The sequence below is a fragment of the Kribbella sp. NPDC051770 genome (assembly GCF_040681455.1).
Classification (GTDB): Bacteria; Actinomycetota; Actinomycetes; order Propionibacteriales; family Kribbellaceae; genus Kribbella.
In genome coordinates, this window is record NZ_JBFAYT010000002.1 from 825,548 (window position 1) to 851,837 (window position 26,290).

Annotated in this window: 22 protein-coding genes; 5 read left to right on the top strand and 17 right to left on the bottom strand. The window is 69.0% G+C overall.

What is annotated here, in order from left to right; all coding sequences use genetic code 11:
* From treY to AB0M01_RS10635, 8 genes are all read right to left on the bottom strand, one after another.
* The gene (treY, locus tag AB0M01_RS10600) at positions 1-2,418 is read right to left on the bottom strand and encodes a malto-oligosyltrehalose synthase (protein ID WP_363667775.1); all 2,418 of its coding nucleotides are present in this window, start codon (positions 2,416-2,418) and stop codon (positions 1-3) included.
* Entirely contained in the window at positions 2,415-4,532 is a 2,118-nt protein-coding gene (gene glgX, locus AB0M01_RS10605; RefSeq protein WP_363667777.1) for a glycogen debranching protein GlgX, read from the bottom strand. The genes treY and glgX overlap by 4 nt, the downstream gene beginning before the upstream one ends.
* A 68-nt stretch (positions 4,533-4,600) precedes the next feature.
* Positions 4,601-6,616, bottom strand: a complete 2,016-nt coding sequence (locus tag AB0M01_RS10610) for a DUF1906 domain-containing protein (protein WP_363667779.1) — start codon at positions 6,614-6,616, stop codon at positions 4,601-4,603.
* 76 nt (positions 6,617-6,692) lie between these two features.
* Positions 6,693-7,247: a hypothetical protein gene (locus tag AB0M01_RS10615; protein WP_363667781.1), complete on the bottom strand. Its 555-nt coding sequence runs from the start codon at positions 7,245-7,247 to the stop codon at positions 6,693-6,695.
* Positions 7,248-7,275: 28 nt separating this feature from the next.
* Complete coding sequence (locus AB0M01_RS10620) at positions 7,276-8,949, bottom strand: alpha-amylase family protein (RefSeq protein WP_363667783.1); 1,674 nt, start codon at positions 8,947-8,949, stop codon at positions 7,276-7,278.
* Entirely contained in the window at positions 8,946-9,914 is a 969-nt protein-coding gene (locus AB0M01_RS10625; protein WP_363667785.1) for a TIGR03885 family FMN-dependent LLM class oxidoreductase, read from the bottom strand. Before AB0M01_RS10625 ends, AB0M01_RS10620 begins: the two co-directional genes overlap by 4 nt.
* A 36-nt stretch (positions 9,915-9,950) precedes the next feature.
* On the bottom strand, positions 9,951-10,703 hold the full coding sequence (locus AB0M01_RS10630) for a GAF and ANTAR domain-containing protein (RefSeq protein WP_363667787.1): 753 nt from the start codon (positions 10,701-10,703) through the stop codon (positions 9,951-9,953).
* A 48-nt stretch (positions 10,704-10,751) separates the two neighbouring features.
* Positions 10,752-10,952 carry a CDGSH iron-sulfur domain-containing protein gene (locus tag AB0M01_RS10635; RefSeq protein WP_363667789.1) on the bottom strand — a complete coding sequence of 67 codons (201 nt, stop codon included), beginning with the start codon at positions 10,950-10,952 and terminating at the stop codon, positions 10,752-10,754.
* Positions 10,953-11,014: 62 nt separating this feature from the next.
* Here AB0M01_RS10635 and AB0M01_RS10640 point away from each other — a divergent pair, with 62 nt between their 5' ends.
* Genes AB0M01_RS10640 through AB0M01_RS10655 form a run of 4 tightly spaced genes read left to right on the top strand, consistent with a single transcriptional unit; the run spans position 11,015 to position 14,406 of the window.
* Positions 11,015-11,983: an iron-containing redox enzyme family protein gene (locus AB0M01_RS10640; RefSeq protein ID WP_363667791.1), complete on the top strand. Its 969-nt coding sequence runs from the start codon at positions 11,015-11,017 to the stop codon at positions 11,981-11,983.
* 49 nt (positions 11,984-12,032) lie between these two features.
* Positions 12,033-12,812, top strand: a complete 780-nt coding sequence (locus AB0M01_RS10645) for a serine protease (protein ID WP_363667793.1) — start codon at positions 12,033-12,035, stop codon at positions 12,810-12,812.
* A gap of 60 nt (positions 12,813-12,872) precedes the next feature.
* The gene (locus tag AB0M01_RS10650; protein ID WP_363667795.1) at positions 12,873-14,030 is read left to right on the top strand and encodes a hypothetical protein; all 1,158 of its coding nucleotides are present in this window, start codon (positions 12,873-12,875) and stop codon (positions 14,028-14,030) included.
* The gene (locus AB0M01_RS10655) at positions 14,023-14,406 is read left to right on the top strand and encodes a cupin domain-containing protein (protein ID WP_363667796.1); all 384 of its coding nucleotides are present in this window, start codon (positions 14,023-14,025) and stop codon (positions 14,404-14,406) included. The genes AB0M01_RS10650 and AB0M01_RS10655 overlap by 8 nt, the downstream gene beginning before the upstream one ends.
* 21 nt (positions 14,407-14,427) lie before the next feature.
* On the opposite strand, the gene aceB is transcribed toward AB0M01_RS10655, so the two are convergent.
* From aceB to AB0M01_RS10685, 6 genes are read right to left on the bottom strand one after another with little or no spacing between them, the layout of a single operon-like run.
* Positions 14,428-15,999, bottom strand: coding sequence for a malate synthase A (gene aceB / locus AB0M01_RS10660; RefSeq protein ID WP_363667798.1), 1,572 nt, complete (start codon positions 15,997-15,999; stop codon positions 14,428-14,430).
* Positions 16,000-16,009: 10 nt separating this feature from the next.
* A complete protein-coding gene (locus tag AB0M01_RS10665; protein ID WP_363667800.1) occupies positions 16,010-18,055 on the bottom strand; it encodes an alpha-amylase family protein in 2,046 nt (681 codons plus the stop codon).
* Entirely contained in the window at positions 18,052-19,518 is a 1,467-nt protein-coding gene (locus AB0M01_RS10670; protein ID WP_363667801.1) for a hypothetical protein, read from the bottom strand. Before AB0M01_RS10670 ends, AB0M01_RS10665 begins: the two co-directional genes overlap by 4 nt.
* Positions 19,515-20,330 (bottom strand): carbohydrate ABC transporter permease, encoded by an 816-nt coding sequence (locus AB0M01_RS10675; RefSeq protein WP_363667803.1) that lies wholly within the window; start codon positions 20,328-20,330, stop codon positions 19,515-19,517. Before AB0M01_RS10675 ends, AB0M01_RS10670 begins: the two co-directional genes overlap by 4 nt.
* Positions 20,327-21,256, bottom strand: coding sequence for a sugar ABC transporter permease (locus tag AB0M01_RS10680; RefSeq protein ID WP_363667805.1), 930 nt, complete (start codon positions 21,254-21,256; stop codon positions 20,327-20,329). The genes AB0M01_RS10675 and AB0M01_RS10680 overlap by 4 nt, the downstream gene beginning before the upstream one ends.
* 6 nt (positions 21,257-21,262) lie before the next feature.
* A complete protein-coding gene (locus tag AB0M01_RS10685) occupies positions 21,263-22,561 on the bottom strand; it encodes an extracellular solute-binding protein (protein WP_363667807.1) in 1,299 nt (432 codons plus the stop codon).
* Between the two features lie 131 nt (positions 22,562-22,692).
* On the opposite strand from AB0M01_RS10685, the gene AB0M01_RS10690 reads away from it, so the two are divergent.
* Positions 22,693-23,709 (top strand): LacI family DNA-binding transcriptional regulator, encoded by a 1,017-nt coding sequence (locus AB0M01_RS10690; RefSeq protein ID WP_363667808.1) that lies wholly within the window; start codon positions 22,693-22,695, stop codon positions 23,707-23,709.
* Here the strand turns inward: AB0M01_RS10690 and AB0M01_RS10695 are convergent.
* Genes AB0M01_RS10695 through AB0M01_RS10705 form a run of 3 tightly spaced genes read right to left on the bottom strand, consistent with a single transcriptional unit; the run spans position 23,695 to position 26,232 of the window.
* On the bottom strand, positions 23,695-24,759 hold the full coding sequence (locus AB0M01_RS10695; protein ID WP_363667810.1) for a hypothetical protein: 1,065 nt from the start codon (positions 24,757-24,759) through the stop codon (positions 23,695-23,697). The genes AB0M01_RS10690 and AB0M01_RS10695 overlap by 15 nt on opposite strands.
* Before the next feature lie 55 nt (positions 24,760-24,814).
* A complete protein-coding gene (locus tag AB0M01_RS10700; RefSeq protein ID WP_363667812.1) occupies positions 24,815-25,672 on the bottom strand; it encodes an LLM class F420-dependent oxidoreductase in 858 nt (285 codons plus the stop codon).
* Positions 25,669-26,232 (bottom strand): TetR/AcrR family transcriptional regulator, encoded by a 564-nt coding sequence (locus AB0M01_RS10705; RefSeq protein ID WP_363667814.1) that lies wholly within the window; start codon positions 26,230-26,232, stop codon positions 25,669-25,671. The genes AB0M01_RS10700 and AB0M01_RS10705 overlap by 4 nt, the downstream gene beginning before the upstream one ends.
* Positions 26,233-26,290 lie beyond the last annotated feature (58 nt).

A 26,290-nucleotide genomic window follows, 5' to 3' on the forward strand; every position in this document is an offset into this window, starting at 1 on the left:
TCAGCTCCTCGCGAGCAGCGCCACCGGAAGCTCAGCCAGCAGCTCGTCGATCCGAGCCGCTCCACTACCCACGGACCGGCCCGTCAACACGTCCTGCCAGTCCCCTGACGGCAGCACGACGGCCGAGTTGCCCCAGCCACCCAGCCGGTGCAGCGCGACCGGCAGCCGGGTCGCCAGCGTGATGACCTGGTTTCCGCGAGCGAACGCGACCGCATGCCCGTTGGACGTCGGGAGCGGCGTGTAGCTACCCGCGAACGCCCCCGGGTTCTGCCGGCGCAGCCGGAGCGCCCTGGACGTCACCAGCAGCTTCTCGTCGGCCAGGTCTTGCGGAGAGCCACCGGCGTCCAGCCGGGCCAGCCGCTGGATGCGCTCCTGGTAGTCGACCGGGCGCCGGTTGTCCGGATCGACCAGCGACAGGTCGACCAGCTCGCTGCCTTGGTACACATCCGGTACGCCGGGCATGGTCAGCTGAACCAGCTTCTGACCGAGCGTCGCCGCCCGCACGTACGGCGCCTGCGCGTCAGCGAAGCGGCGTACGGACTGGAGGAGCTCGGAGTCGCCCAGGACCGCCGTCGCGAAGGCGGCGACCGCCTCCTCGTACTCGCTGTCCGGTGAGGTCCAGCTGGTGTGCTGCTTGCCCTCCCGGATCGCCTTCTGCAGGTAGGCCTGCAGCCGGTCCTCGGCGAGCGGGCCGTCGTCCCACGTCCCCAGCAAGGTCTGCCAGACCAGGTACTCCGTGCTGCCGTCCAGCAGCGAGTCGCGGTAGTCCTCGGACCGCACCCGCCAGGACCGGACCGCCTCGACCCAGGCGGCCGGCTGCTCGGAGAGCACGCTCAACCGGGCCCGGACGTCCTCGGAGCGCTTGGTGTCGTGCGTGGACAGGGTGGTCATCGTGCGCGGCCAGTGCTCGTTCAGCCGGGCGGCGTACGCGTGGAACTCCTCCGGCGAGACGCCGAAGTGCTCCGGGTCGCCGCCGACCTCGTTGAGCGAGCTGAGCCGGAACCAGCGGTAGAACGCGGTGTCCTCGACGCCCTTGGCCATCACCGGACCACAGGTCTGCTGGAACCGCACGATCAGCTCGTGCCGCGCCCGCTCGTCGATGCGGCTCGCCGTACCGGCCTCGCGGCCGAGCAGCAGGTCGCGGACCAGGTCGAGCGTCTCCTGCTGCTCCTCGTCCAGATTCCGCCGGGCGAGCTCGGCGACGTGCTCCAGCTCAGCGACCGCCTCGGCCGGCGCCTGCTCACCCGGTACGACGTACGCCCGGTAGCGGTCGAAGTTGACCAGCAGCTCGACCACGACCTCGTGGAACGCGCGGCGGGTGTGGTCACGCAGGCGGACGTCGTCCTGGCAGATGCGGGCCAGCAGCTCGACCAGCCGGTGCACCTCGGCGTACTGGCCGTGCTTGACGATCTCGCGCTTCGCCTCCTCCACCACCGGAGCGAAGTCGGCCGGCTGACCGGTCAGGTCCGAGTGGTACGCCGCCAGCGGCGCAGCACCTGCCGGGTCGACGAAGAGCCCGCCGACGCGCAGCAGCGCGTCGTAGCCCGTCGTACCGGCGCAGGGCCAGTCGCGGGGCAGCTGCTCGTCGCCCTCGAGGATCTTCTCGACCACTACCCACGCGCCGCCGGTCCGCTCGGCCAGGCGGCGCAGGTACCCGCGGGGGTCGGCCAGTCCGTCCGGGTGGTCGATCCGGAAGCCGTGCAGCTTGCCCTCGTGCAGCAGCGCGAACAGCAGCTCGTGCGTCGCCTCGAAGACCTCCTGCGTCTCCACCCGGACAGCTGCCAGCGTGTCGACGTCGAAGAAGCGCCGGTAGTTCAGCTCCTCGTCAGCGACCCGCCAGTGCGCCAGGCGGTACCACTGCTCGGTCACCAGCTCAGCAATCGGCAGGTGCTCGGTGCCGGGGCGCAGGGGGTACTCGTGCTCGTAGTAGCGCAGTACCGGCTCGTCGCCACTGCTGTCGACCGACAGCTCGCCGTCGGCCAGCACCTTGCCGATCCGGTTCCCGAGCACCGCCATCAGCAGCGGCTGGTTCCCGGAACCCCAGTCGACGTCGAACCACTCCGCGTACGGCGACCCCGGCCCGTCGCGCAGCACCGACCAGAGCGCGGTGTTGAGCCGCGCCGGCGTCGGCACCGCCACGTGGTTCGGCACGACGTCAGCGATCGCCCCCATCCGGTGGTCGGCCAGCTTGTCGGTCAGCCGGTCGAACGCCGGCCGACCACCAGCAGGCTCCGACAACCTGCTGTGGTCCACCACGTCGTACCCGTGCATCGACCCAGGCGCCGCCTGGAGAATCGGCGACAGGTAGGCATGCGAGACCCCGAGGTCGTGCAGGTACTCCACGACCTCCGCCGCGTCATCGAACCCGAAAGCACCATTGATCTGCAACCGATACGTCGACAGCGGTACAGCTGTCATCCGGCAGCCTGCCGCGGTCGAGTCAGGACCAGCGAGCCCCGGGCCTCGATGCTGATCGTGCTGCCGGCCTCGTGCGGCTCGTCGCTGGCCCCGCCGGTCGCGCTGGTGGTGTCGACCACCACCGTCCAGGACTCGCCGTACTCCTTGGCCGGGAGCAGGAAGTCGAGTGGCTGGTGGTCGCTGTTCATCAGGATCAGGAACGAGTCGTCGACCACCGGCTCACCGCGCGGGTCCGGCTCGGAGATGGCGTCGCCGTTGAGGAACACCGCGATCGCCCGGGCGTCGTCGCGTCCCCAGTCGGCGTCCTGCATCTCGGTGCCCTTCGGCGTGAACCAGACCAGGTCGCCCAGCCCGTCCACGCCCTGGTCGCCGTGGAAGAACCGGCGCCGGCGCAGCACCGGGTGCTCGGTGCGCAGCCGGACCAGCGACCGGGTGAACTCCAGCAGGTCCTTCTGGGCGTCGGACAGGTCCCAGTCCACCCAGGCGATCTCGTTGTCCTGGCAGTAGACGTTGTTGTTGCCGCCCTGGGTGCGCCCGAGCTCGTCGCCGTGCGCGACCATCGGCACGCCCTGGGAGACCAGCAGCGTGGTCAGGAAGTTGCGCTGCTGCCGGGCCCGCAGCGCGAGCACCGCCGCGTCGTCGGTCTCGCCCTCGGCCCCGGAGTTCCAGGACCGGTTGTGGCTCTCGCCGTCGCGGCCGCCCTCGCCGTTGGCGTCGTTGTGCTTGTCGTTGTACGAGACCAGGTCGCGCAGCGTGAACCCGTCGTGCGCGGTGACGAAGTTGATGCTCGCGATCGGCCGCCGGCTGTCGTCCTGGTACAGGTCCGAGGAGCCGGTCAGCCGGGAGGCGAACTCGGCCAGCGTGTACTTCTCGCCGCGCCAGAAGTCCCGCACGGTGTCGCGGTACTTGCCGTTCCACTCCGTCCACAGCGGCGGGAAGTTGCCGACCTGGTAGCCGCCGTCGCCGACGTCCCACGGCTCGGCGATCAGCTTCACCTGGCTGACCACCGGGTCCTGCTGGACCAGGTCGAAGAACGCCGACAGCCGGTCCACCTCGTGGAACTGGCGGGCCAGCGTGGCCGCCAGGTCGAAGCGGAAGCCGTCCACGTGCATCTCGGTGACCCAGTAGCGCAGCGAGTCCATGATCAGCTGCAGGACGTGCGGGTGCCGCATCAGCAGGCTGTTGCCGGTACCGGTGGTGTCGTAGTAGTGCGACTTGTCCTGGTCGACCAGCCGGTAGTACGCCGCGTTGTCGATGCCCTTGAACGACAGCGTCGGGCCCATCTCGTTGCCCTCGGCGGTGTGGTTGTAGACGACGTCCAGGATGACCTCGATGTCGGCCTCGTGCAGCGCCTGGACCATGGTCTTGAACTCGGTCACCTGCTGGCCGCGGGTGCCGGTCGAGGAGTAGGCGTTGTGCGGGGCGAAGAAACCGATCGTGTTGTAGCCCCAGTAGTTGGACAGCCCGCGCTCCTGCAGGTGCCCGTCCTGGGCGAACTGGTGCACCGGCATCAGCTCGATCGCCGTCACCCCGAGCTCCTTGAGGTGCTCGACGATCGCCGGGTGCCCGATCCCGGCGTACGTGCCGCGGATCTCCTCGGGCAGGCCCGGGTGGGTCTTGGTCAGCCCCTTGACGTGCGCCTCGTAGATCACGGTCTCGTGGTAGGCGTGCCCCGGCGGGCGGTCGTTGCCCCAGTCGAAGAACGGGTTGGTGACGACCGAGAGCATCGTGTGCTCCCGGTTGTCCATCGTGTTCAGCTCGTCCGGCTCGGCGAACCGGTAGCTGAACAGCGACTCGTCGGCGTCGATCTGCCCGTCGACGGCCTTCGCGTACGGGTCCAGCAGCAGCTTCGACGGGTTGCACCGGTGCCCGGCGGCCGGCTCGTACGGGCCGTGCACCCGGTAGCCGTACCGCTGCCCGGGCTGCACCGCGGGCAGGTACGCGTGCCACACGAACCCGTCCACCTCGGTCAGCTGTACCAGCTGCTCCGACCCGTCGTCCCCGATCAGTGCCAGGTCAACTTGTTCGGCAACCTCCGAGAACAACGCGAAGTTCGTACCGGAGCCGTCGTACGTGGCTCCGAGGGGATAGGGACGACCTGGCCATTTCTGCACTCGACGAAGGTACCCATCCCTATCCCCATCCGGGCAACGCTGGCGTGTTTTCACGCCAGGTGTTCACCTCAGCTGACGGCGACGCCCTTCGTGACGCTCACCACGGTGGCGTGGTCCGCGTCGGCCAGCCAGACGACGCGGTAGTACGACGTACCGCGCAGCGTCGGCTTGATGCTGAAGCCGTAGTTGCCGGTCGCGTTCAGTTTCGCCGTGGCCACGGTCGGCCAGGACGGGCCGGTCAGGCGCTGGAGGTACACCGTCGTCCCGGGATGCTGCGGGCGCAGGAACCCGTAGACCGGGGTGCTGGCGCCCAGCTTGATCGCGGTGGCCAGGTTGATCGTGATGGTCGGCTTGACCTCGATCGTGGCGTTGCCGCTGCGCGAGCCGAGCAGGTCCGGGGAGCCGTTGTAGCCCCAGGCGTAGACCGTGGAGACGGTCGGCTTCTGCACCGACGACGCCTGGCCGGTGCCGTCGGAGGTGACCTTGGCGACCTCGCGCCAGGTCGAGCTGTTCTTCGCCCGCGCGTAGAGCGACAGCGGTACGCCGGTGAGCGAGGCGCCGGTCTCCTTGCGTGTGGCTCGCGTGTAGAGCGTCACCGAGCCGCCGTAGCTGATCGCCGGAGCGCTCGCCGCGACGGTGGCGCCGGTGCCGACGAGGACGGTGTCCACGCCGGGGCCGATCTTGCCGCTGCTGTCCTTCACCCAGGCCCGGAACGCGTAGCTGGTCGCGTTGGCCAGCCCGGTGGCGGTGGTGGAGCTCGCCGTGCCGGTGTAGACGGCGGTGCCGACGTTCGGCAGCGGCGGCGGGGTGGTGCCGGTGTTGCGGCGGACAATCACCTGGCTGCCGGCGGGTGCGGCGTTCCACTTGAGGGCGGCGGTCGAGTAGGCGCCGGTCGCGTCGAACCCGGTGAGCGCGGCAGGAGGAGCGGTGAGGTTCACCGCGTTGCTGTCGATGTTCAACTTCACGGTGCCGTGCGTCTCATCGTGCGCACCCGAGTACTGGTGCACCCGCTGACGGTTGGACCACTGGGCCGCCGGGAAGCGGTCGGACGTGGTGTTGGTGACGTTGTTCCAGTGCGCGAACCACACGTTGTCCGGCCGGCTGTACGCCGTGTTGTTGTACTCAGCGGACAAGTCCTTCATGCCCGACGAGATGCTCACGTAGGCACCACTCACGTAGCCACGGGAGTTCAGCTCGGTCGTCCACCCGCTCAGGTAGGACAGCACCGACGCCTTACAGGCAGCGGTCCACCCGTCCGCGTAGTTCTCCACATCGCTGTAGATAGCAGAGCGCTGCGCGAAGCCCAGCGCCTGTGCGGAGGTCACGGCGTTCGCAGCTGCCGCGCGTCCTTGGGCCCGGGCGGTCGCCGGGTCGGTCGACATCTTGCTGGCGTATGGCGCGCAGGGCGCCTGCAGGCCGACGTCGATCAGCAGGAACTGCCAGCCCTTCGCAGCGTTCGTGCCCACCCAGTCGGAGGTCAGGTTCGGCTGGGCGCACGCGCGGCGCTCTCCGCTGATGTAGATCCCCACCGCCTTGTAGCCCGAGCTCGGGTACAACCACGCATCCATCGCCGCCTGACTGGGCGCCGTACAAGCGTCGAACGCGAACCCACCCTGCAGGTTGCCCGTTGCAACCACGGACGGCGCCACAGCAGCAGCACGCGGCTGAGCGACCCGGCTGACCTTCCCAGTCACCCGCCCCGAGCCCAGCACCTCACGAGCCCCGTGCTCCCCACCAGCGCTGTAGTACGCCGTAGCAAGCACCCCCGCGTCAGCAACAGCCTCCTGGACCTCGCCAGGAGTAGACCGAGCAGCCCGCGTCAGCGGCTCCAGCACCAGCCCCTGGCTGCGGCCGGTCAGGCTCGCCGGGCAGTCCGGCTGGGCGGTGCTCTTCCCCAGGTACACAGCAGGGCGGTCGAACCGGACACACGCGGTCGGGTTCTTCGCCAGGTCGACGACCTGCCAGTCGGCGGGCACCGTGACCTGGTAGCCGCGGTACTCGACGGTCTTGTCCCCGGCGGCCTGCGCGGGCAGCACGCCCGACGCCAGCACCGCACAGGGCACAACGATCTTCCAGAGCCTCACAAACACTCTCCTCACAGGGCAGGCGGCCGCCGCGAGTATTTCAGAGGGACCAGACCAAACGCTTGAGTATTGCTACTTACTGCAGCGCCGCAGCCCGCTGCTCGGAGCCGACGACGCCGAGCGACGCCAGTACGGCGTTGCCGAGCAGCACGACACCGGAGCCGACCCCAGCGACCAGACCCACCAGCGGCCGGTCCTGCTGGGCGAAGGCGATCACCAGCCCGATCACGCCGAGTACCGACATCAGTACGCCGATCGCGAGCATCTCCCGGTTGCCACGCATCCACCAGTACGCGAACGCCATGAAGTGCAGCCCCACGACCAGCGCGACCCAGCCGACGGCAGCGGTCGGCTCGACCCTGTTCAGCACAGCCAGCCCGCCGAACAGCAGCACCACCTCGGCGGCCACGATCGCGAAGTACCCGCGCCCGGACTGCTGCTGCGGCTTGCGCGGACCACCGGCCCGCAGCAGCTGGACGAACGCCACCAGCACCAGCAGCGCCGCGGCGATCGCCACCGCGCCGACGATCGCACGCCCGGGTGAGCCCAGCTTCGCGGAGTTGGCGAGGATGAACACGAGTCCGAACGACGCTCCGACGACATGGCCGGGCTGGGCGGGAGTCAGCTTCACCGCGTGAACCTAACCCGCGCTCAGGGTCTCAGAGGATGTAGCGGTCACCCGGCTGGACGATCCGCAGCCAGCGACTACCGTACGGCTCCAGCTCGATCCGGACAGTGCCGTCCTCGGCGACTTCCGCCGCACCGGGTTGGAGCAGGTCAACAGCCTGTACGCCGACTCCGGTGCCCGACACCGCCAGCGTCACAGCAGCGGGCTCGGCGGAGAAGTTGTGGGCCGTGACTACGCACCCGTCCTCGTACGCCGAGCAGTGCGCGAGCACAGCCGGCGACTCGTGCTCCAGGACCGTGCAGTCGCCCCAGGACAGTTCCGGCGTTTCCCGGTAGCGCTGGATCAGCAGCTTGACCCAGTTGAGCAGCGAGTCCGGGTCGCGTCGCTGGGCGGCCACGTTGACGTGCTCCGGGGACAGGTCTCCAGTGACGACCTGACCGGCCAGGTCCGCCGCGTCGGCGGTCGAGAAGCCGCCGTTGACGGAGGCGGTCCACTGCATCGGAGTCCGTACGGCGGTGCGGCCCTCCATCGCCAGGTTCTCGCCCATGCCGATCTCCTCGCCGTAGAACAGCACCGGCGTACCGGGCAGGGAGAAGAGCAGGCTGTAGACCATCCGGAGCCGCTGCTGGTCGTTGCCGAGCATCGGAGGCAGCCGCCGGCGCAGCCCGCGACCGTAGAGCTGCATGTCCTCGTCCGGGCCGAAGGCGGCGAACACCTCCTGCTTCTCCTCGTCGGACAGCTTGTCCAGCGTCAGCTCGTCGTGGTTGCGCACGAACGTGCCCCACTGCGCCTCCTCCGGCGGAGCCGGCCGCTCGCGGAGCGCCTTGACCAGCTCAGCCGGGTCCTGCCGCGCCAGCGACAGGTACATCTTCTGCATCCCGATGAAGTCGAAGCACATCGTCAGCTCGTCGCCGTCCTCGTCCCCGAAGAACTGCCGGGTCTCCTTGTACGGCAGGTTCACCTCCCCCAGCAGCACCGCCTGCCCGCTGCGGCGGCTCAGGAACGCCCGCAGGTCGCGCAGGTAGTCGTGCGGGTCCGGGAGGTTGTCCGGGTCCAGCGCGCCGTCGGTGTCGAGCAGGAACGGTACGGCGTCCACCCGGAAGCCGGAGATGCCCAGCTGCAGCCAGAAGCCGATCACCCGGATGATCTCGTCGCGCACCTCCGGGTTGGTGATGTCCAGATCCGGCTGGTGCTTGTAGAACCGGTGCAGGTAGTACTGGCCCGCCTGCTCGTCGTACTGCCAGAGGCTGGTCTCCTGGTCGGGGAAGACGATCCCCTCCGCCGCGTTCTCCGGCGGCTGGTCCCGCCAGACGTACCAGTCCCGGTACGGCGACTCGCGGGACTCCCGCGCGCTCCGGAACCACGGGTGCTGGTCGGAGGTGTGGTTGACGACCAGGTCCGCGATCACCCGCATGCCGCGGTCCTGGGCCAGCGTGATCAGCTCGACCAGGTCACCATGGGTGCCCAGCCGCGGGTCGACGCCGTAGAAGTCGGTGATGTCGTAGCCGTCGTCACGGTCCGGTGTCGGGTAGAAGGGCATCAGCCACAGGCAGGTGACGCCCAGCTCGGCCAGGTGGTCGATCCGCTGCGACAGGCCGCGGATGTCGCCGCGGCCGTCGCCGTCGGTGTCGAAGAACGTCTCGATGTCCAGGCAGTAGACGACGGCGTTCTTCCACCAGATGTCAGCGGTCTCGGTCAGCCTCACGGGCGGGTCACCTCCAGCTGCGGCAGCACCTTGTCGCCGAACACGTCGACGAACTCCTGCTGCTCCTGGCCGACGTGGTGCAGGTAGATGGCGTCGAAACCCAGTGCCGCGTAGTCGTTGAGCCACTCCGCGTGGCGGGCAGGGTCCGAGGAGACGTGCACGGTCTTGTGCATCGCTTCCGGCGGGACGTGCTCAGCTGCGAGGTCGAAGGACTCCGCTGTGTCGGTGTCCCAGCAGAACGGCGGCGGGAACACGTTGCTGCGCCACTGGTCGTGAGCGATCGCCAGAGCCTCGTCATCCGTCGCTGCGTAGCTCAGGTGCACCTGCAGGCAGACCTTGCCGCGACCGCCTGCTTCCTTGTACGCCGAGACGATGCGGCGCAGCTGGTCGGGTTCGGCGTTGACGGTGATCAGGCCGTCGGCCCAGCCGGCGCACCACTGCGCCGTACGCTCCGAGACTGCTGCGCCGAGCAGCGCCGGCACCTCGGTGGGCAGCGTCCAGAGCCGGGCTCGGTCGACGGTGACCAGGCCTCGCTGGCTGACCTCGTCGCCGCGCAGGAGGCGGCGAATCACGTCGACCGCCTGCTCGAGGCGCTCGGTGCGCTGCTGCTTGTCCGGCCAGCGGTCGCCGGTGATGTGCTCGTTGCTGGCCTCGCCGGTACCCAGGGCGGCCCAGAAGCGGCCGGGGTACATGGAACTCAGCGTTCCGATCGCCTGAGCGATGATCGCCGGGTGGTAGCGCTGGCCGGGAGCGTTGACGACGCCGAAGGTGAGGTCGGTCGCCTGGAGCGCCGCACCCAGCCAGGACCAGGCGAAGCCGGACTCGTTCTGGCGCAGACTCCAGGGGCTGAAGTGGTCGGAGCACATGGCCGCTGTGAAGCCGGCTTGTTCTGCCCGCACCACCGCTTGCAGCAGGCCGGCGGGCGGGACCTGTTCGTGCGAGGCATGGAAGCCGTAGACAGTCATACGTCCCCGTGCCCGTACGCGGGGGACGGCACACGTCTACCGGGAGGTCGGCTCCGGCTTCGCCGTCGTCGTGCGCCCGGTCTGCGCGTTCTGGTTGGCCGCCTCGACGATCGCCGCGGCGACCTGCCGGAGCTTGATGTTCCCCGACTGCGACAGCCGGGCCAGGAACGCGAACGCCCGGTCGTCGTCCAGCGTGTACCGCTCCATCACGATCCCGACCGCCTGGCCGATCACGTTCCGCGTCGCCAGCGCCTCCGACATCGTCTCGCCCTGCCGCGCCCACCCCATCGCCAGCGCGACCTGCCCGGCGAACAGGCTGCCCAGGTGCACCGAGTCGTCGTCGATCCCGTACGGCTCGGTCGAGTACAGGTTCAACGCGCCCCGCGCATGCGGCTCGGCGCGGAACTGGAACGCCAGATGCGCCCCCAGCCCGAGCTCTGCCGCCCGCGGCCCGAACTCCGGCCAGCGCGAGTCCGTCGCCAGGTCACCGACCATCACCACCGGCTCACCCAGCGCAGCGTCCAGGCACGGCCCCTCGTGCAGCTCGTACTGGAGGACGTCGGCCTGCGTCGCCAGCGGGCCGGTCGGCGCGAGGGTGTCGATCCGGCCGTCCTTACGGGTCAGCGAGATGCTCACCTCGACGATCCCTGGCACGGTCTCGGCCGCGCTCTGGGTGATCACCAGCAGCGTCTTCTCCAGCGCCATCGGTGACTGGATCGACGCGGCGACCTCGGTCATCACCTCCGCCAACTGCCGCAGGTCCGGCGACTCCGCCCGCACCGACTCCATGACTGTCCCCTCCCGACGGGTGTTCCCCGCCAGTTTGCCCCCTGGGACCTACTTTCCGGCACGCGGACCACGCCGGGCGAGCGCGTGGGTTCCGTCGCAGAGCGGTTTGAGCGCCGACCGGCCGCAACGGCAGAGCGCGATCGTGCCACGCTCGGGCGTGATCTCGGCGCCGTTCTCGTCCTGCAGGACGAAGTCGCCGCGGACGATCAGCGGGCCGTCGGGATACGCGCGGATCACGGAGTCGCTCATGACCGTCCGGTACCCGGCATGAATCGGGGTACCGGTCAGCCCACGGTTCAAAGGAGTGTTCGATGCGACTTCCACCCCCTCGCGGTCCCCTCAGCGGATGGGTGATCGACCACCTGCAAGGCGCTCGTACGCCGTACGACGGCCTCGGAACGGCGCAGGTGCTCGACGACGACTTCCAGCTCGCGCTGTGGTGCTGCTACGAGCTGCACTACCGCGGTTTCGACGGCGTCGACCCGGAGGCGGAGTGGGATCCCGACCTGCTCGCGTTCCGCGCCGAGCTCGAGGCACCCTTCACCGACTGGCTCCGGACGCTCACCAAGCAGGAGCCCTCGGCAACGATCCCGGTCGCCGACCAGCTGCGCGCGCTGATCGACGCGGACGACGGACCGTCGCTGGCGGCGTACCTGCATCGGCACGCGACGCTCGACGAGTTCCGCGAGTTCGTGATGAACCGCTCGGTCTACCAGCTCAAGGAAGCGGATCCGCACAGCTACGGGATCCCGCGCCTCGACGGCGCCGTGAAGGCTGCCCTGGTGGAGATCCAGGCCGACGAGTACGGCGGCGGCCGCGCCGAGCGCATGCACGCCGAGCTGTTCCGGACCACGATGCGCTGGCTCGGGCTCGACGACAGCTACGGCCGGTACGTGCCGGACGTTCCCGGCGTCACGCTCGCGCTGTCCAACACGATGTCGCTGTTCGCGCTGCACGGCCGGTGGACCGGCGCGCTGCTCGGGCACCTGGCCGCGCTGGAGATGACGTCGACGCTGCCGAACCGCCGGTACGCCAGCGGCGCGGCGCGACTCGGCGCGACGGACGAGCAGGCCCGGTACTTCACCGAGCACGTCGAGGCGGACGCCGTCCACGAGCAGATCGCCGCGCACGACCTGTGCGGGGCGTACGCCGAGGAGCACCCGGAGGCGGTCGGCGACATCCTCTTCGGGGCCGCCTGCTGCCTGGCGGTCGACAACCTGGTCGCCGCGCACCTGCTGAGCGCGTGGGGCGCCGTACCGGAAGGAAAGGTCGCCAGCTGAACCGGTCGCCTACCGCGATCGGGCGTGTACAGAGAGTACGTTCGTGGCCATGATGAAGCGTGCCGCGGCGATCGCCGGCGTCCTGGTCCTGACGATCTCGGGGGTTTCGACCGCCGCGACGGACCGAAGTCAGATCGTCGGCGGCACGCTCGCCGCCCTGTCGGAGGCGCCGTGGGCGGTCGCCCTGACCAACTCCCGCTCCGCGAACGACAGCGGCCGCTGGTGCGGCGGCGCACTGGTCCGCCCGAACAAGGTGCTGACCGCCGCGCACTGCATGACCAAACCGACCGACACCTACACCGTCGTCCAGGGCCGCGCCGAACTCCTCGACACCCGCGGCGGCCGGACGTCCCAGGTCAGCAAGGTCTGGATCCACCCCGGCTACAACGACCAGGCCAACCGCAACGACTTCGCCGTACTGACCCTCAGCACCCCGATCACCGGCGTCCCCCTGATCGCCCTGGAAACCAACCCCAAGGCCGACCGCAAAGGCGTCGTCCCCACCGTCTTCGGCTGGGGCGAAACCCAGAACACCGGCCCCGCCGACACCTTCCACAAACTCGCCGTCCCCGACCTCGGCGACGCCACCTGCCTGGCCAACCCCGAGTACGTCGACAACGGCTACACCGCCGCCGCCAACATCTGCGCCGGCTACCTCAACGGCGGCAAGGACGCCTGCCAAGGCGACTCCGGCGGCCCCCTGGTCCTCAACGGCCGCCTCCTCGGCACCGTCTCCTGGGGCAAAGGCTGCGCCGAAAAGGGCTACCCCGGCGTCTACGCCGAGATAGCCCCCGCGGCGAAAACCCTCCAGGCGCAGTTCGCGAACTAGGTCCTTACCCACGACGGCAACGGCCGCTAGCCTCGAAGCTCGATCACGGGGAGGCCGCCGATGTCGTCCGAGGGAATCTTCCTGCAGGTCGGGGACCAGCTGCAGCTGCTCAAGGAGCAGGCCTACGACTCCGAGGACCTGCTGCAGGTCGCCCTCGCCCGCCACCCCGAGGTGATCGCCGGGTCCAGCACCGAGAGCGAGGGCGACGGGCGCCTGCTGCTGATCACTCGTGAGATGGGTGTTCCCGCGGTCGCGTCGGGTCCGAGCTGGTTCAGCCTGGACCACCTGTTCATCGACCACGAAGGTGTGCCGGTCCTGGTCGAGGTGAAGCGTTCCTCCGACACCCGGATCCGTCGGGAAGTGATCGGGCAGATGCTCGACTACGCCGCGAACGGAGTGAAGTACTGGCCACTCCGGCTCCTGCGTGAGCAGTTGGAGAAGCGTGCGGCCGAGGAGGACAGCTCGGTCGAGGAACTGCTGGGTCAGCTGCAGCCCGGTCTCGATCCCGAGGAGTTCTGGCGAACGGTCGAGTCGAACCTGCTGGCCGGCCGGGTCCGGATGATCTTCGTGGCGGACGCACTGCCGCCGGAGCTGGTCCGGGTGATCGAGTTCCTCAACGAGCAGATGAACCCGGCCGAGGTCCTCGGGGTCGAGCTGCGTCAGTTCGTCGCCGGGGATCACGTCGCGTACGTCCCCCGGGTCGTCGGGCGGACGTCGTACGCGATCGACAAGAAGGACAGCTCGGGGCAGCGGTGGACCCGTGAGTCGTTCCTCGAGATCGCGCGCGAGCGCTGCAGCGCGGCGGAGCTCGACCTCGCGGAGCGGTTGCTGGCCCACGTCGACGAGCACGGCAGCAAACTCGCGTGGGGCAGCGGCGCCTCGCCCGGAGTCGGCGGTTGGTACGAGGTCAACGAGCGGCCCACCGGCGTCTGGGTGCTGAACACCAGCAGCGCCAGCCCGACGACACGGCCGTACCTCGTCTTCTACTTCGGCGACCTGGTCGCCCACTCCGTCACCGACCGCCTGGAGGCTGCTGCGGCCACCCTCGAGCGGATTCCCGGCCTCCGGTCGAAGATCCAGCAGACTCGGTCCAGCGGTTGGAAGAAGTACCCGAAGATCACCCTGGCCGAAGCGCTCGCCGACCCGGCCCACGAAACGGCCGTGTTCGATGCGATCACCGCCCTGGTCGATCCCAAGGAACGGAGCCCCCATGCCTGAGCCGGTTCGACTGATTCGAAAGGCTGAGCTGGTCCCCGCGGATCCGACGTCGGGGATGTTGCGGACGAAGGCGTTCGAGGTGCCGGTGCTGTGGGCGGGGAAGGTCGAGACGGCGCCGGGGGCGGTGTCCGGGTGGCATCACCATGATCGGAACGAGAGCAGTTTGTACGTCGTGTCCGGGGTGCTGCGGATGGAGTTCGAGGGGTACGAGGGGTATCTCGACGCCGTGGCCGGGGACTTCGTGCATGTGCCGGCGTTCGTCGTGCATCGGGAGAGCAACCCGGGTGGTGAGCCGTCGGTGGCGGTGATCGCGCGGGCCGGTGGGGGGATTCCGACGGTGAACGTGGAACCGCCGCCGGACCTGGGAATGCTGTAGGCCCGGCGGCGGTGTCGCGAATTACGGCATGCGTTCGTACGCCGGGAGGGTGAGGAAGTCGGCGTAGTCGTCGGCGATGGCTACCTCGAGGAAGGTCTCGCGGGCCTGCTTGTAGAGCGAAGGGTCGTCGCCCAGCTTGGTGATTTCCTCGTCGGCGAGCTGGGTGACGAGGTCGGCGGTGACCGTGGCGCCGGTGTCGAGGACGACGGCGTTCTGGCGCCACTGCCAGATCTGGGAGCGGGAGATCTCGGCGGTGGCGGCGTCTTCCATCAGGTTGAAGATGCCTACGGCGCCGGTGCCCTGGAGCCACGCCGCGAGGTACTGGATGGCGACGCTGATGTTGTTGCGGAGGCCGGCTTCGGTGACCTCGCCGGGGGTGGCGGCCACGTCGAGGAGCTGGGCCTCGGTGACGGAGACGTCTTCGCGGAGTTTGCCGAGCTGGTTCGGTGTGGAGCCGAGGACCTGGTCGAAGACCTCGCGGCAGGTGTCGACCATGCCGGGGTGGGCGACCCAGGAGCCGTCGAAGCCGTCGCCGGCTTCGCGGGTCTTGTCGGCCTCGACCTTGGCGAAGGCCTGTTCGTTGACGGCCGGGTCCTTGCTCGGGATGAACGCGGCCATGCCGCCGATCGCGTGCGCGCCGCGCTTGTGGCAGGTCTGGACGAGCAGCTCGGTGTAGGCGCGCATGAACGGCACCGTCATCGTGACGCTGTTGCGGTCCGGCAGCTGGAAATCACGACCGCGGGTCCGGTACGTCTTGATCACGCTGAACATGAAGTCCCAGCGCCCGGCGTTCAGCCCGGCCGAGTGCTCGCGCAGCTCGTACAGGATCTCCTCCATCTCGAACGCCGCCGGGTAGGTCTCGATCAGCACCGTCGCCCGGATCGTGCCGCGGGGAATCCCGAGGAACTCCTGCGCCAGCACGAACGCGTCGTTCCACAGCCGCGCCTCGAGGTGCGACTCCATCTTCGGCAGGTAGAAGTACGGTCCCTGCCCGCGGTCGAGCTGCAGCTGCCCGCACGCGGTCAGGTAGAGCGCGAAGTCGACCAGCGACCCCGACGTCCGCTCCCCGTCGACGAGCAGGTGCTTCTCCGGCAGGTGCCAGCCGCGCGGCCGGACGACGATGGTCGCGAGCTCGTCGTCCGGCTTCAGCGCGTACGACTTGCCGGCCTCGCTGGTGAAGTCGATCTTGCGGGTGATCGCGTCGAGCAGGTTGAGCTGCCCGCCGATCACGTTCTCCCACAGCGGCGTGTTGGCGTCCTCGTGGTCGGCCAGCCACACCTTCGCGCCCGAGTTCAGCGCGTTGATCGTCATCTTCCGGTCGGTCGGCCCGGTGATCTCCACCCGCCGGTCGACCAGCCCGGGTGCCGGGTCGGCGACCCGCCAGTCGGCGTCCTCCCGTACGCCGGCAGTCTCGGCCAGGAAGCCGAGCGACCCGCCCGCGGCGATCTCCTCGACCCGGGCGCGGCGCCGGTCGAGCAGCTCCAGGCGTCGCGGGTTCAGCGCGCGGTGCAGCTGCTCGATCAGCTCGAGCGCCCGCTCGCTGAGGATCTCGTCGTACCGCTCGTGCATGGGTCCCGTGACCTCGACTGCCACAACTGCTCCTCTACTCGACGACCAACACTTCGTGATCGGTGATCCGGTCCACCTCGACCGTAATCCAGCCGTCCTCCGGCGTCACCGCGGCCTCCCCGCCACCGACCAGCAGCGACGCCCGGCTCCCGTCAGCACGCACCGACACCGTGAACGGCCCGGCCGGCGTGAACTCCTCCAGCCGCCCGCGCCACGCGCCGCCCTGATCGAGGTTGACCAGGTGCACCACGGTCCGTGACCCCTGCCGGTAGACCTGGCAGTCCAGTACCCCGGCACCGGAGACCCGCAACGGGAGCTCTCCCGCAAAGCGCCGAACCAGGTTCGCCAGCAATCGCCCGTGGTCCGGGTGGTGGTAGCGCGCGTACAGCCGGTCGAGGTCTGCTGCCAGGTACGCCGTCCGCTCACCGAGCACCAGCGCCGGTACGTCGGTCTGCGGCTCGGCCATCCAGGACTTCTCCGGCGGGTAGATCGGGAACGGCGGCACCAACGTCAGCGCTCCGTCGCCCTGCACGACCTCCAGCGCCCCGCCGAACGGCAGCAGGTCGGTCCCGTCGAACCCGTCGGCCACCGAGCGGTCCTCGATCCGCAGGTAGCTGTGGCTGTCGTAGGTCTCCCAGCTGCCCGACGACCCACCGACCTGCCGCTCCCCGCTGTGCCGTACGCCGAGCAGCGAGCCCAGCGCGAAGTCGTCGCGGCGGTCGCCCCACTCGTCGTAGAGGGAGGACTCCCCGGTGACGATGAGCGATCCCCCACCCGCCACATACTCCTTCAAGTCAGCACACTCGGCATCGCTCAGAACGCCGACGTTGGGAACCACCAGAACAGAAAATGAGCTGTCCACAGATGCCGTGGGCAAGTACGGAATGCGGGCTCGCACCAGCGCGTCGACCCACCCGCGGTACGGCAACTGACTCACCGTCTCCGGATCGTCCTTCCCGTGGAAGTCCACACTGCGCTGACTCCACAGCAACCCAACAGTTGCCACCGGCACCCGATCCACCAGGTACTGCTCATGCGCCGCATGCCAACCGAACAGCGCCTCCGCCGTCCCGTACTGCCGCCGGTCCTCGTGCACCGACCCGATGTGGTGCCACCACGGCTGAATCCCACCCGCGAACCCCTCCAGCGCCCACATCCGCGCCTCCGGCTCCGGCTTGCTGCCGAGCCGGAACGTCGGCGTCCCCGCGTCGTACATCGCGGTGCTCTCCGGGATCAGCGTCTCCCACCCGAGCATCCCGTGCAGCCGCTTCCCGGTGTCGGCGTTCGCCTGAAACCCCGACTCGTCATGCCGCCACTGCGAGTCCAGGAAGAAGATCGGCGCCCGCGCGCAGATCGCCGCATCGTCCCGCAACCGCTTGCTCTGCGCAACGACTTCCCCACCGTTCATCCCGATCCACAAGCAATCGGGACCGCCCGCGCGCTGCGTGACCGAGTTGTTCAGGTCCCACACCGCGAGCCGCCGCTCGTAGCTCCACCGGATCCACCGCCGGTACGCCGCGTCCTCCCAGTCGACGGCGGCCGGCAGTTTCTCCCCGAAGCTCTCGCGGCAGTTCGCGCAGTGGCAGATGCTGTCCCGCCCGAGCCCGCTCCAGCTGTTGTCGGTGATCCCGTCCGGCGTGGTCCGCTCGATGATCTCCTCGAGCACGCCGGTCAGGAAGTCCCGGTAGTAAGGCCCGGTCACGCAGGCGACGTACAGATCGCCCGCCCGGTACGGCGCACCCGAGGCATCAACAGCGAACCAGTCCGGATGCGCGTCGTACAAAGGCTGGTGCGCCCGGTTCGAGTCCATCCGCGCCAGCACCGTCAGTCCTTCGGCCCGCGCCGCCTCGACGATCTCGCCGTACAGGTCCCGCTCCCCGAGGAACTCGGCGCGATGGTGCAGCGGGAACTTGCTCGGGTAGTACGCGACGATGCCGCCCGCGTTGACGATCGCGCCCTGCACCCTGGTCCGGCGCCACTGGCCGCGCCACCAGTCCGCGTCGTACCGGGCCGGGTCCTTCTCGGTCAGGTTCGTCTGGGCCCAGCGCAGCGTACGCCGGTACCAGGGTGCGCCGGTCATCCGGCCAGGCTCTTCAGCGCGTCACCGGAGCCGGACAGGTTGTCCAGCACCATCTCGGAGTACTTCCGGCTCAGCACGACACCTTCGGCGCCCCCTTCGAAAGCAGCCAGTACGGCGTCGCGCACGCTGTCGCGCGTGCACGTCGTCAGGTCACCCTCGTTGTCGTCCCAGTTGATCTTGGTGCCCAGGTCGCGCGGCGCCTCCAGCCCGCGCTGCTTGGCGACGCCGACCGGGATGTCGATGTCGATGCCCGGGTAGATCGCACTCTGGCCGCCGACCCCGGCGACCGCGCGCTCGGTCTCGCGGCGTACGTAGTCGGCGGTGAACCCGGTCTGCGGCAGCTTGTCGTACGAGCCCTCGTCGAGCTGCAGCAGCTTCATCATCAACGGGTAGACGTCCTCGGGCTCGGCGTCGGCGAACAGCGCGCCGCAGATGCTCTTCACCCAGGTGAAGAAGCGTGGCCCGGCACAGTTGTTGTAGATCACCACCTTGATGAAGTCGGAGAACTTGGCCATCTCGCCGTAGTCCTGGTCCGCTCGGTAGAACGGGCTGAACGAGATGTTGTGGTAGACGTGCCAGCCGACCTGGGTCTCGGGCTTGATCGCCTTGGCGACGCCGTAGATGTCGCGGTAGATCTGGCGCTGGCTCTCGGTCCACAGCGTCTGCCAGGCCAGGACTTCGGGGAAGTTCAGCAGGATCCGCCAGAAGGTGACGAACGCCCCGTCGGCCGGCCGCTCACCGGCGCCGATCCGCTGGTTCCACTCGATCAGCTCGCGGTAACCGCGCTGGGCCCGGTCGACGTCGATCCCGCGGTCCTTGCCGATCTGCTTGCAGTGCTGGCAGAAGCAGCCGATCTCGGGCACGTCGACGGTGCCCTGCATCAGCATGTTCAGCGGACCGGGCCGCTCCGAGCACCAGGCCAGACCGTCGAGGTCGTAGCTCTGCAGGTAGTCCTCGACGAAGCCGAGGTGCCAGTTGCGGTAGTCCGGGTTGTTGAAGCAGGGCCGGCGGCCGGGCCGCGACCACGGGTCGACCTCGAGCACCTTGGCGAAGTTCGGGTACGTCCGCAACTGCCGGGCGCCACCGCTCTCCTCCATCCAGGCGAACGACTTCATCCCACGCTCGCGGGCCTTCGGGATCACCTCGTCGAAGAGGTCCAGCCCCGGGTGCTCAGGAGCCGCGCCGGCCGAGCCGAGCACGGTGTTGCCGTAGTACTGCGGGTGCGTGGTCGCGTAGTTGCCGCCGACCCACCCCAGGTCGTACTCCTGACCACCGTGGTCGGGAATCGGGTGCCCGGGGATCTGCCGCCCGCCGGTGCCCCGGGTCCAGGTCGGCGTGGCCAGGAAGAGCGCGTTCACCGCGCCCCGGTCGGCCAGGATGTCCAGTGTCTGGTCGACGCCTTCGTCGACGAACGAAACCGCTCCGATCTGCATGGCTACGAGCCGGTCCGGCACGTCGCTCACCCCTTCATTCCTGTCATCGTGATGCCTTGGATGAAATAGCGCTGCGCGAAAAGGAAGACGGCGATCACCGGTACGACGGAGACCGTCGCACCGCACATCAGCAGACTGATCTGGGTGAAGTACTCGCCCTGGAACTGGGCCAGCGCCACCGGGAGCGTCTGCAGGTTCTCGGAGTTGATGTAGATCAGTGGCCCGAACAGGTCGTTCCACGACTCGAGGAAGGTGAACACCCCGATCGCGGCCAGGGCCGGTTTGGTCTGCGGCAGCATGATCCGCCAGTAGATGCCGAAGGTGGAGGCACCGTCGATCTTGCCGGCGTCCTCCAGTTCCTTCGGCACGGTCAGGAAGGACTGCCGCATCAGGAAGGTCGCGAAGACCGGTGTGAGCACCTTCGGCACCCACAGCGGGTACTGGGTGTCCACCCACCCGATGTGCCGGAACACGATGTACTGCGGGATCAGGTACGCGATCCCGGGGATGATGGACGTGGCCAGCAGCACCATGAACGCGATGTCCCGGCCCGCGAACTTCAAGCGGGCAAAGGCGTAGCCCGCCATCGAGGCGACGATCAGGATCCCGATCACGTTCAGCCCGGCCAGCTTGACGCTGTTCCACAGGAACACCGGGATCAGCTCGAAGATCTGCCGGTAGTTGTCCCACTGGGCGTCCTTGGGCAGGAACTGCGGCGGTACCGACAGCACCTGCGCCTCGGGCCGCAGCGACGCGCTGATCATCCAGACCAGCGGCGCCAGGAACGCGACCGCGAACAGCGTCATCACGACGTACTGCGACGTCTTGGTGGCGATTCTCATGTGTAGAACACCCACCTCTTCTGCAGCCGCCACTGCAGGAACGTGACGGCGGCGATCACCGCGAACAGGATCCAGGCCATCGCCGAGGCGTAGCCGACCTTCCCGAAGCCGAACGCGTTCTGGTAGATGTTGAAGATGTAGACGCTGGTGGAGTGCCCCGGCCCGCCCTTGGTCATCACGTAGATCAGCCCGAAGACCTGGAACGACGTGATGAACTGGGTGATCAGCAGGAACAGGAAGTGCGGCGTGAGCAGCGGCAGCGTGATGAACCGCAGCCGCGCCCAGGCCCCCGCGCCGTCGATCCGGGCCGACTCGAAGTACTCCTCGGGCAGGCCCTGCAGCCCGGCCAGCAGGATGATCATCGGGTAGCCGATGCCCTGCCAGACGCTGACCAGGATCACCGCCGGCATCGCCCAGCTCGAGCTCGACAGCCACTGCGGCCCGGTGATCCCGAGCTGGCCGAGGATCCCGTTGATGACGCCGTTGTCCGGCTGGAAGAACCAGAACCAGACGAACCCGATCGCGACCACGTTCGTCACGTACGGCGCGAAGTACGCCGTCCGGAAGAACGCCACGCCCTTGATCGGCCGCGCGCACAGCAGCGCGAGCACCAGCCCGAGGCCGATCGTCAGCGGGATGCTGGCCAGCGTGAAGTAGATCGTGTTCTTGAACGTCTGGACGAACAGCGGGTCGTTGCCGAACAGGTCGCGGAAGTTCTGCAGCCCGACGAACTTCGGCGCCGAGATGCCGTTCCAGCTGGTCAGCGACGCGGCCATCGAGACCACGATCGGGAAGAACTGGAACACCACCACGCCGACCACGATCGGGCTGATGAACAACCAGCCGACCAGGTTCTGCCGGCGGCGTTCCCGGCGGGCGGCGGCGACCGCCACCGGGCGGCCGCGGGCCAGGGATAACGTTGCCATTGGCAATCAGCCCTTCAGTGCGGTCTCCACCTGCGGCGTGATCTGTTTCAGCACCTCGGCGACCGGCTTCTCGCAGTTGTAGGCCTGGTCGAGCGCGGGCCGGTACAGCTCCCGGGCGCCGAGCGTGTTCTTGGTCTGGTTGGTCGCGGTGAGGTGCTTGGAGGCCTCACCGAACAGGCCGATGTGCTCGGGCATCTTGCCCTTCGGCGCGAGCTCGGCCGCCGCCTTGTTGTTGATCGGCGTGAACGAGCCGCCCTCGAGCAGGATCCGGCCGCCGTCCTCGCTGGCCAGGTACTTCAGCAGTTCCCAGGCCTGGTCGGGGTTCTTGGCCGACTTGGGGATGCAGAAGACGATCACGCTGGACTCGGTCTTCTGCTCCAGGTCGGCCGGCGGCGGCGCGACGTCCCAGGTGAAGTCCTTGATCGTCGTGCGCAGGTACGGGACCGTGCCGAAGGTCGCGTAGAGCATCGCCAGTTTGCCCTGCGCGAACATCTGCGTCTCGGCGTTGTCCTGCTGCAGCGACGACCAGGGTGGCTGCACCTTGTCCTTGCAGGTCAGGTCGGTGGCCCACTGCAGCGCCTCGATCTCCTTGTCCCCGGACAGCGTGAACTTCGTGCCGTCGGTGGAGAAGATCCCGGTCTCGCTGCCGTGGTTCACGGTGAACGTCTGCTCGTACCCGGTGTCCAGGTAGATCAGCCCGCCGTACCGCTTGCCGGGGATGGTGAGCTTCTTGGCCCGGTCGGTGAAGTCGTCCCAGTGCCAGCCCTCCGCGCTCCACGTCGTCGGCGGCAGCGGAACGCCGGCCTCCTTGAACATGTCGACGTTGTAGAAGACCAGCCGCGGCTCGTACCCGACCACCCAGGCGGTGTGCGACCCGTCGGGCTGCTTCGGGAACTCGTACACCTCCTTGGCGAACTGCGTGGTGTCCAGCCCGTCCTTCTCGATGTACGGGCGCAGGTCGAGCAGCGCGCCCTGCTCGGAGAAACCGCGGACGAAGTCGTCGTTGATCCGCATCACGTCCGGCGGTGCCCCACCGGCCAGCAGCGTGCGCATCTTGGTGTCGTACTCCTGGGTGACCGCGGGCTGGATCGTGACACTCGCGCCCGAGGCCTTCTCGTGGGCCTGGATCGCCTGCTCCAGCGGCGTTCCCTTGACCTGCTGCCAGTTGAGGAAGGTGAGGCCCTTGCCGCCACCGCCCGCGTCGTTGCCGCTGCCACCGCAGCCGGCCAGCATGGTGCCGGCCGCGATGCCGCCCAGCCCTGCCAGGAACCGGCGGCGGCTGAGGTTGGAGGGGATTGTCTGCACCGGAATCTCCCATCCACGAAGGATGAATACGTATACAATGAATACGTATACACAGCTATTCTGCAGTGGTCAACGGCGAGTGGCCACACTCTTCAGTAGGGTTTCGGCTCCGACCACGAGGGGAGGCGGCGATGGGACGTCCACCGACGAGCAGGGACCTGGCGCGCCTGGCGGGGGTTTCCCAGGCGACGGTGTCCCGGGTGCTGACCAACAACCCGCGGGTGAACCCGGAGACCCGGGCCCGGGTGCTGCAGGTGCTCAAGGAGGCCAACTACACGCCGAACGCGCTGGCCCGCGCGATGAAGACCGGGCGCACCGACACCATCGGGGTGTTCATGACCCGCGTGACCAGCCCGTTCCACGCCGAATTGCTCGACGAGATCGGCCGCGTGCTGAGCTCGCTCGGGCTGCACATGATCCTGTGGAACATCGAGCACGACCCGGAGGAGTCGGTCAGCCGCGTCCTGCAGCAGCGGCTCGTCGACGGCTTCCTGCTCACCTCCGCGACGTACGACTCCTCGTTGCACACGATGGCCGTCGAGTCCGGTACGCCGACCGTCCTGCTGCACCGCGGCATCGACGGGCTCGACTGTGACCAGGTGGTCGGCGACAACTGGCAGGGCGCGTACGACGCCGGCCGCTACCTCGCCGAGGCCGGCCACACCGAGATCGGGCTGGCCCGGCTGGAGCACACCGGGAACACGTCCCGGGACCGTGAGCTCGGCTTCCGCGCCGGGCTCGCCGACGCAGGCGTGAAGATCAAGGCGCGCAACACGGTGACGGTCGGCGTACCGCACGCGGACGGTCACGCGGCGGCACAGAAGCTGCTCTCGCAGAAGAAGCCGCCGACCGCGATCTACACGATGACCGACCTGCTCGCCTTCGGCATCCTGGACGGCGCGCGGGCGCTGGGCGTCCGAGTCCCCGACGACGTGTGGGTGATCGGCTACGACAACACCGACCTGGCGGCGTGGGAGTCGTTCGACCTGACGTCGGTCGCGCAGCCGATCCACGCGATCGTGGAGAAGGGCATCGACCTGCTCCGGCTGCGGATCGCGGAGCCGGACCGGCCGACGGAGATCATCACGCTGCCGTGCCCGCTGGTGGTGAGGGGTTCGACGGCGAACACACCGTCAAGAACCAAGTAGCAACAACTCTCCGGACAGGGGACTCGCCAGCTCGCACTGGCCGGTGCTGATCGTGCAGCGGACCAGCGCCGAGCGGCTGCCCGGTGCGGCGCGGTCATGCCAGGCGAGCAGCAGGTGGTCGTCGTCCTCGGCGCGGGTGTCCTGGATCGCCGGTGCTTTCCACTCGCGCAGCGGCTTGCCCGTGGTCGTCTCCAGCGGCCAGATCTGGTCCGGGCCGAAGGGCCAGTCGCCGACGGGCATGCCGACGGCGTACGTGCCGGTCGGGCTGAAGCCGGTGATCTGCCGCTGGCAGGTCTGCCAGGGCTGACGACCGGTGGCGGTCTCGGTCAGCGCCGAACAGCTTCCGCTGTCGGTGTGGACGATCATGTTGGCCGAGCGGGCACCGTCGGCGGAGACGGCGGTCGGCTCGACGGCCTTCCCCGCCGGGCTGACCTGCTGACTGTCGACGTCCCAGCGGAACAGCGTCGGCGGCACCTCAGCGGTCTGCGCCGACTTGAAGTAGACGGTCCGGCCGGCGACCCGCAGCACCTGCAGTCCGTAACCGTTCTTGCGGGCGAGCGTGGCGCTCGGTTTGTCGCCCGGTCCCTGGAAGTAGAGGGTGCCACCCGGAGTCCAGGCGTCGAGGTGGCCGGCGGCGTACGCGGCGGCCTGGCCGTCGAGACTGCTGACCAGGGAGTCGACTCCGGGGATCCGGTTGACCGGACGGGCCTCGGTGTCGAGGACGACCAGCGCCGATCCGGTGCCCTGGCGCTGGATGGTGAAGGTGGTGTCCCAGAGGCGGGCGACCCCGACGATCTCCGCCGTGCCCGGGACCGTGATCGGGTCGCCGGTCGGAGCGTGGACCGTGCGGGCGCGCAGGAAGGTGACCTGGGGTTGCGGGCCGGTCGCCAGCAGGGTCGCGTCGATGTCGACGAGGGGCTTGGCGGCGAGCGGGACCGCGGCGGTCCCCTGCGAGCTCGGGGAGACTCGGGTCGCCAGCAGGCCGCCGGCAATCACGGCGGCGACCGCGACCGACGCGACCAGGACGACGAGCAGCCGGTACCTGGTCACGCCGCGTGCCTCCTCCATGTCGGGGTTCGACGCCACCGGGCGGGAATTTGTTCGATCAGGTCAGCGTCGGCAGCACGTCGCGCAGGACCGCGGCGTGGTCGCCGGGCGAGGTCAGGCCCATCCCCATCGTGTTGACGTCGAGGTGCGTCGCGCCCAGCTCGCGCCAGCCCGCGGCGAACGCGGGCCACTCCGACTCGGGGACGCGGCCGAGGGTGAGGCGCGCCTCGATGCCGATCTCCGCGGGATCGCGCCCGGCCTGTACGGCGTACTCGCGAATCCGCTCGACCGCGGCGCGGGCCTCGTCGGTCGGCCCGCTCTGCGGCATCCAGCCGTCCCCGATCTCACCCGTACGGCGCAGTACCGCCTCAGCGCCGCCGCCGAACCAGATCGGGATGCGGCGACCGGGCAACGGGTTCAGGCCGGCCTCCTCGAAGCGGTGGTACTTGCCGTCGTACGAGATGACCGGGTCGGCCCAGAGTTTGCGCAGCAGGTCGACCTGCTCCTCCAGCTTGGCGCCGCGCTGCTTGAAGGGGACGCCGAGCGCGTCGTACTCGACCGGGTTCCAGCCGATCCCGACCCCGAGCCGGAGCCGGCCGCCGCTGAGCACGTCGACCTCGGCGGCCTGCTTAGCGACCAGCGCGGTCTGGCGCTGCGGGAGGATCACCACGCCGGTCACCAGCTCGACCTGCGTGGTGATCGCCGCGAGGTAGCCGAAAAGCACGAAAACCTCGTGGAACAAGGACTTGTCGGTGTAGCCGGTCCAGCCCGGGCGGTTCGCCGGGTCGGCGCCGAGAACGTGGTCGTAGGCAACGACATGGGTGTAGCCGGACTGCTCAACGGTCTCGGCCCAGGAGCGGACCACGGCCGGGTCGCTGCCGATCTCGAGCTGCGGAAAGACGGCACCGATCCTCATCGGGCGGCTCCTCTCAGGAGGTGGATGATCCCTTGCACAGCCTGGTCGAACGGCGCGTCGTCACCGGCCGCGCGGGCCAGCACGTACCCACCCTGCAGTACGGCGGCGACGGTCGCCGCGGTCGCGACCGGGTCGAGCGTGGCCGGGAACTCACCCGCCTCCTTGCCCTCGGCAAGGATCTCGGCGAGCCGTTCGCGGATCCGCCGGAAGGTCGCGTCGACCGGCGCGCGCAGCGCAGGGTCGGCCATCACGTCCGGGTCGGCGGTGAGCCGGCCGATCCGGCAGCCCTTCTGCACCTCGCGGTCGCGCTCCAGGTACCGGGTGATGCGCTCGATCGCCGTACCGGGGCCGGACAGCTGCTCCTCGGCCGCCGCGGTCAGCTCGGTCGCGGACCGCTCGATCGCCACCTTGGCCAGCTCGGCCTTGCCGGTGAAGTGGTGGTACATGCTGCCCTGCCCGGCGTCGGCCGCGGCCTGGATCGCCTTCGGGCTGGTCCCGACGTAACCCCGCTCCCAGAGCAGCTGCTGCGTGCTCCGGATCAACCGCTCGACTGTCTCCACGTCCACCACTGTACTCAGAGGTACAGCACCGAATGGCCTCCCCGTACGGCGACCGATA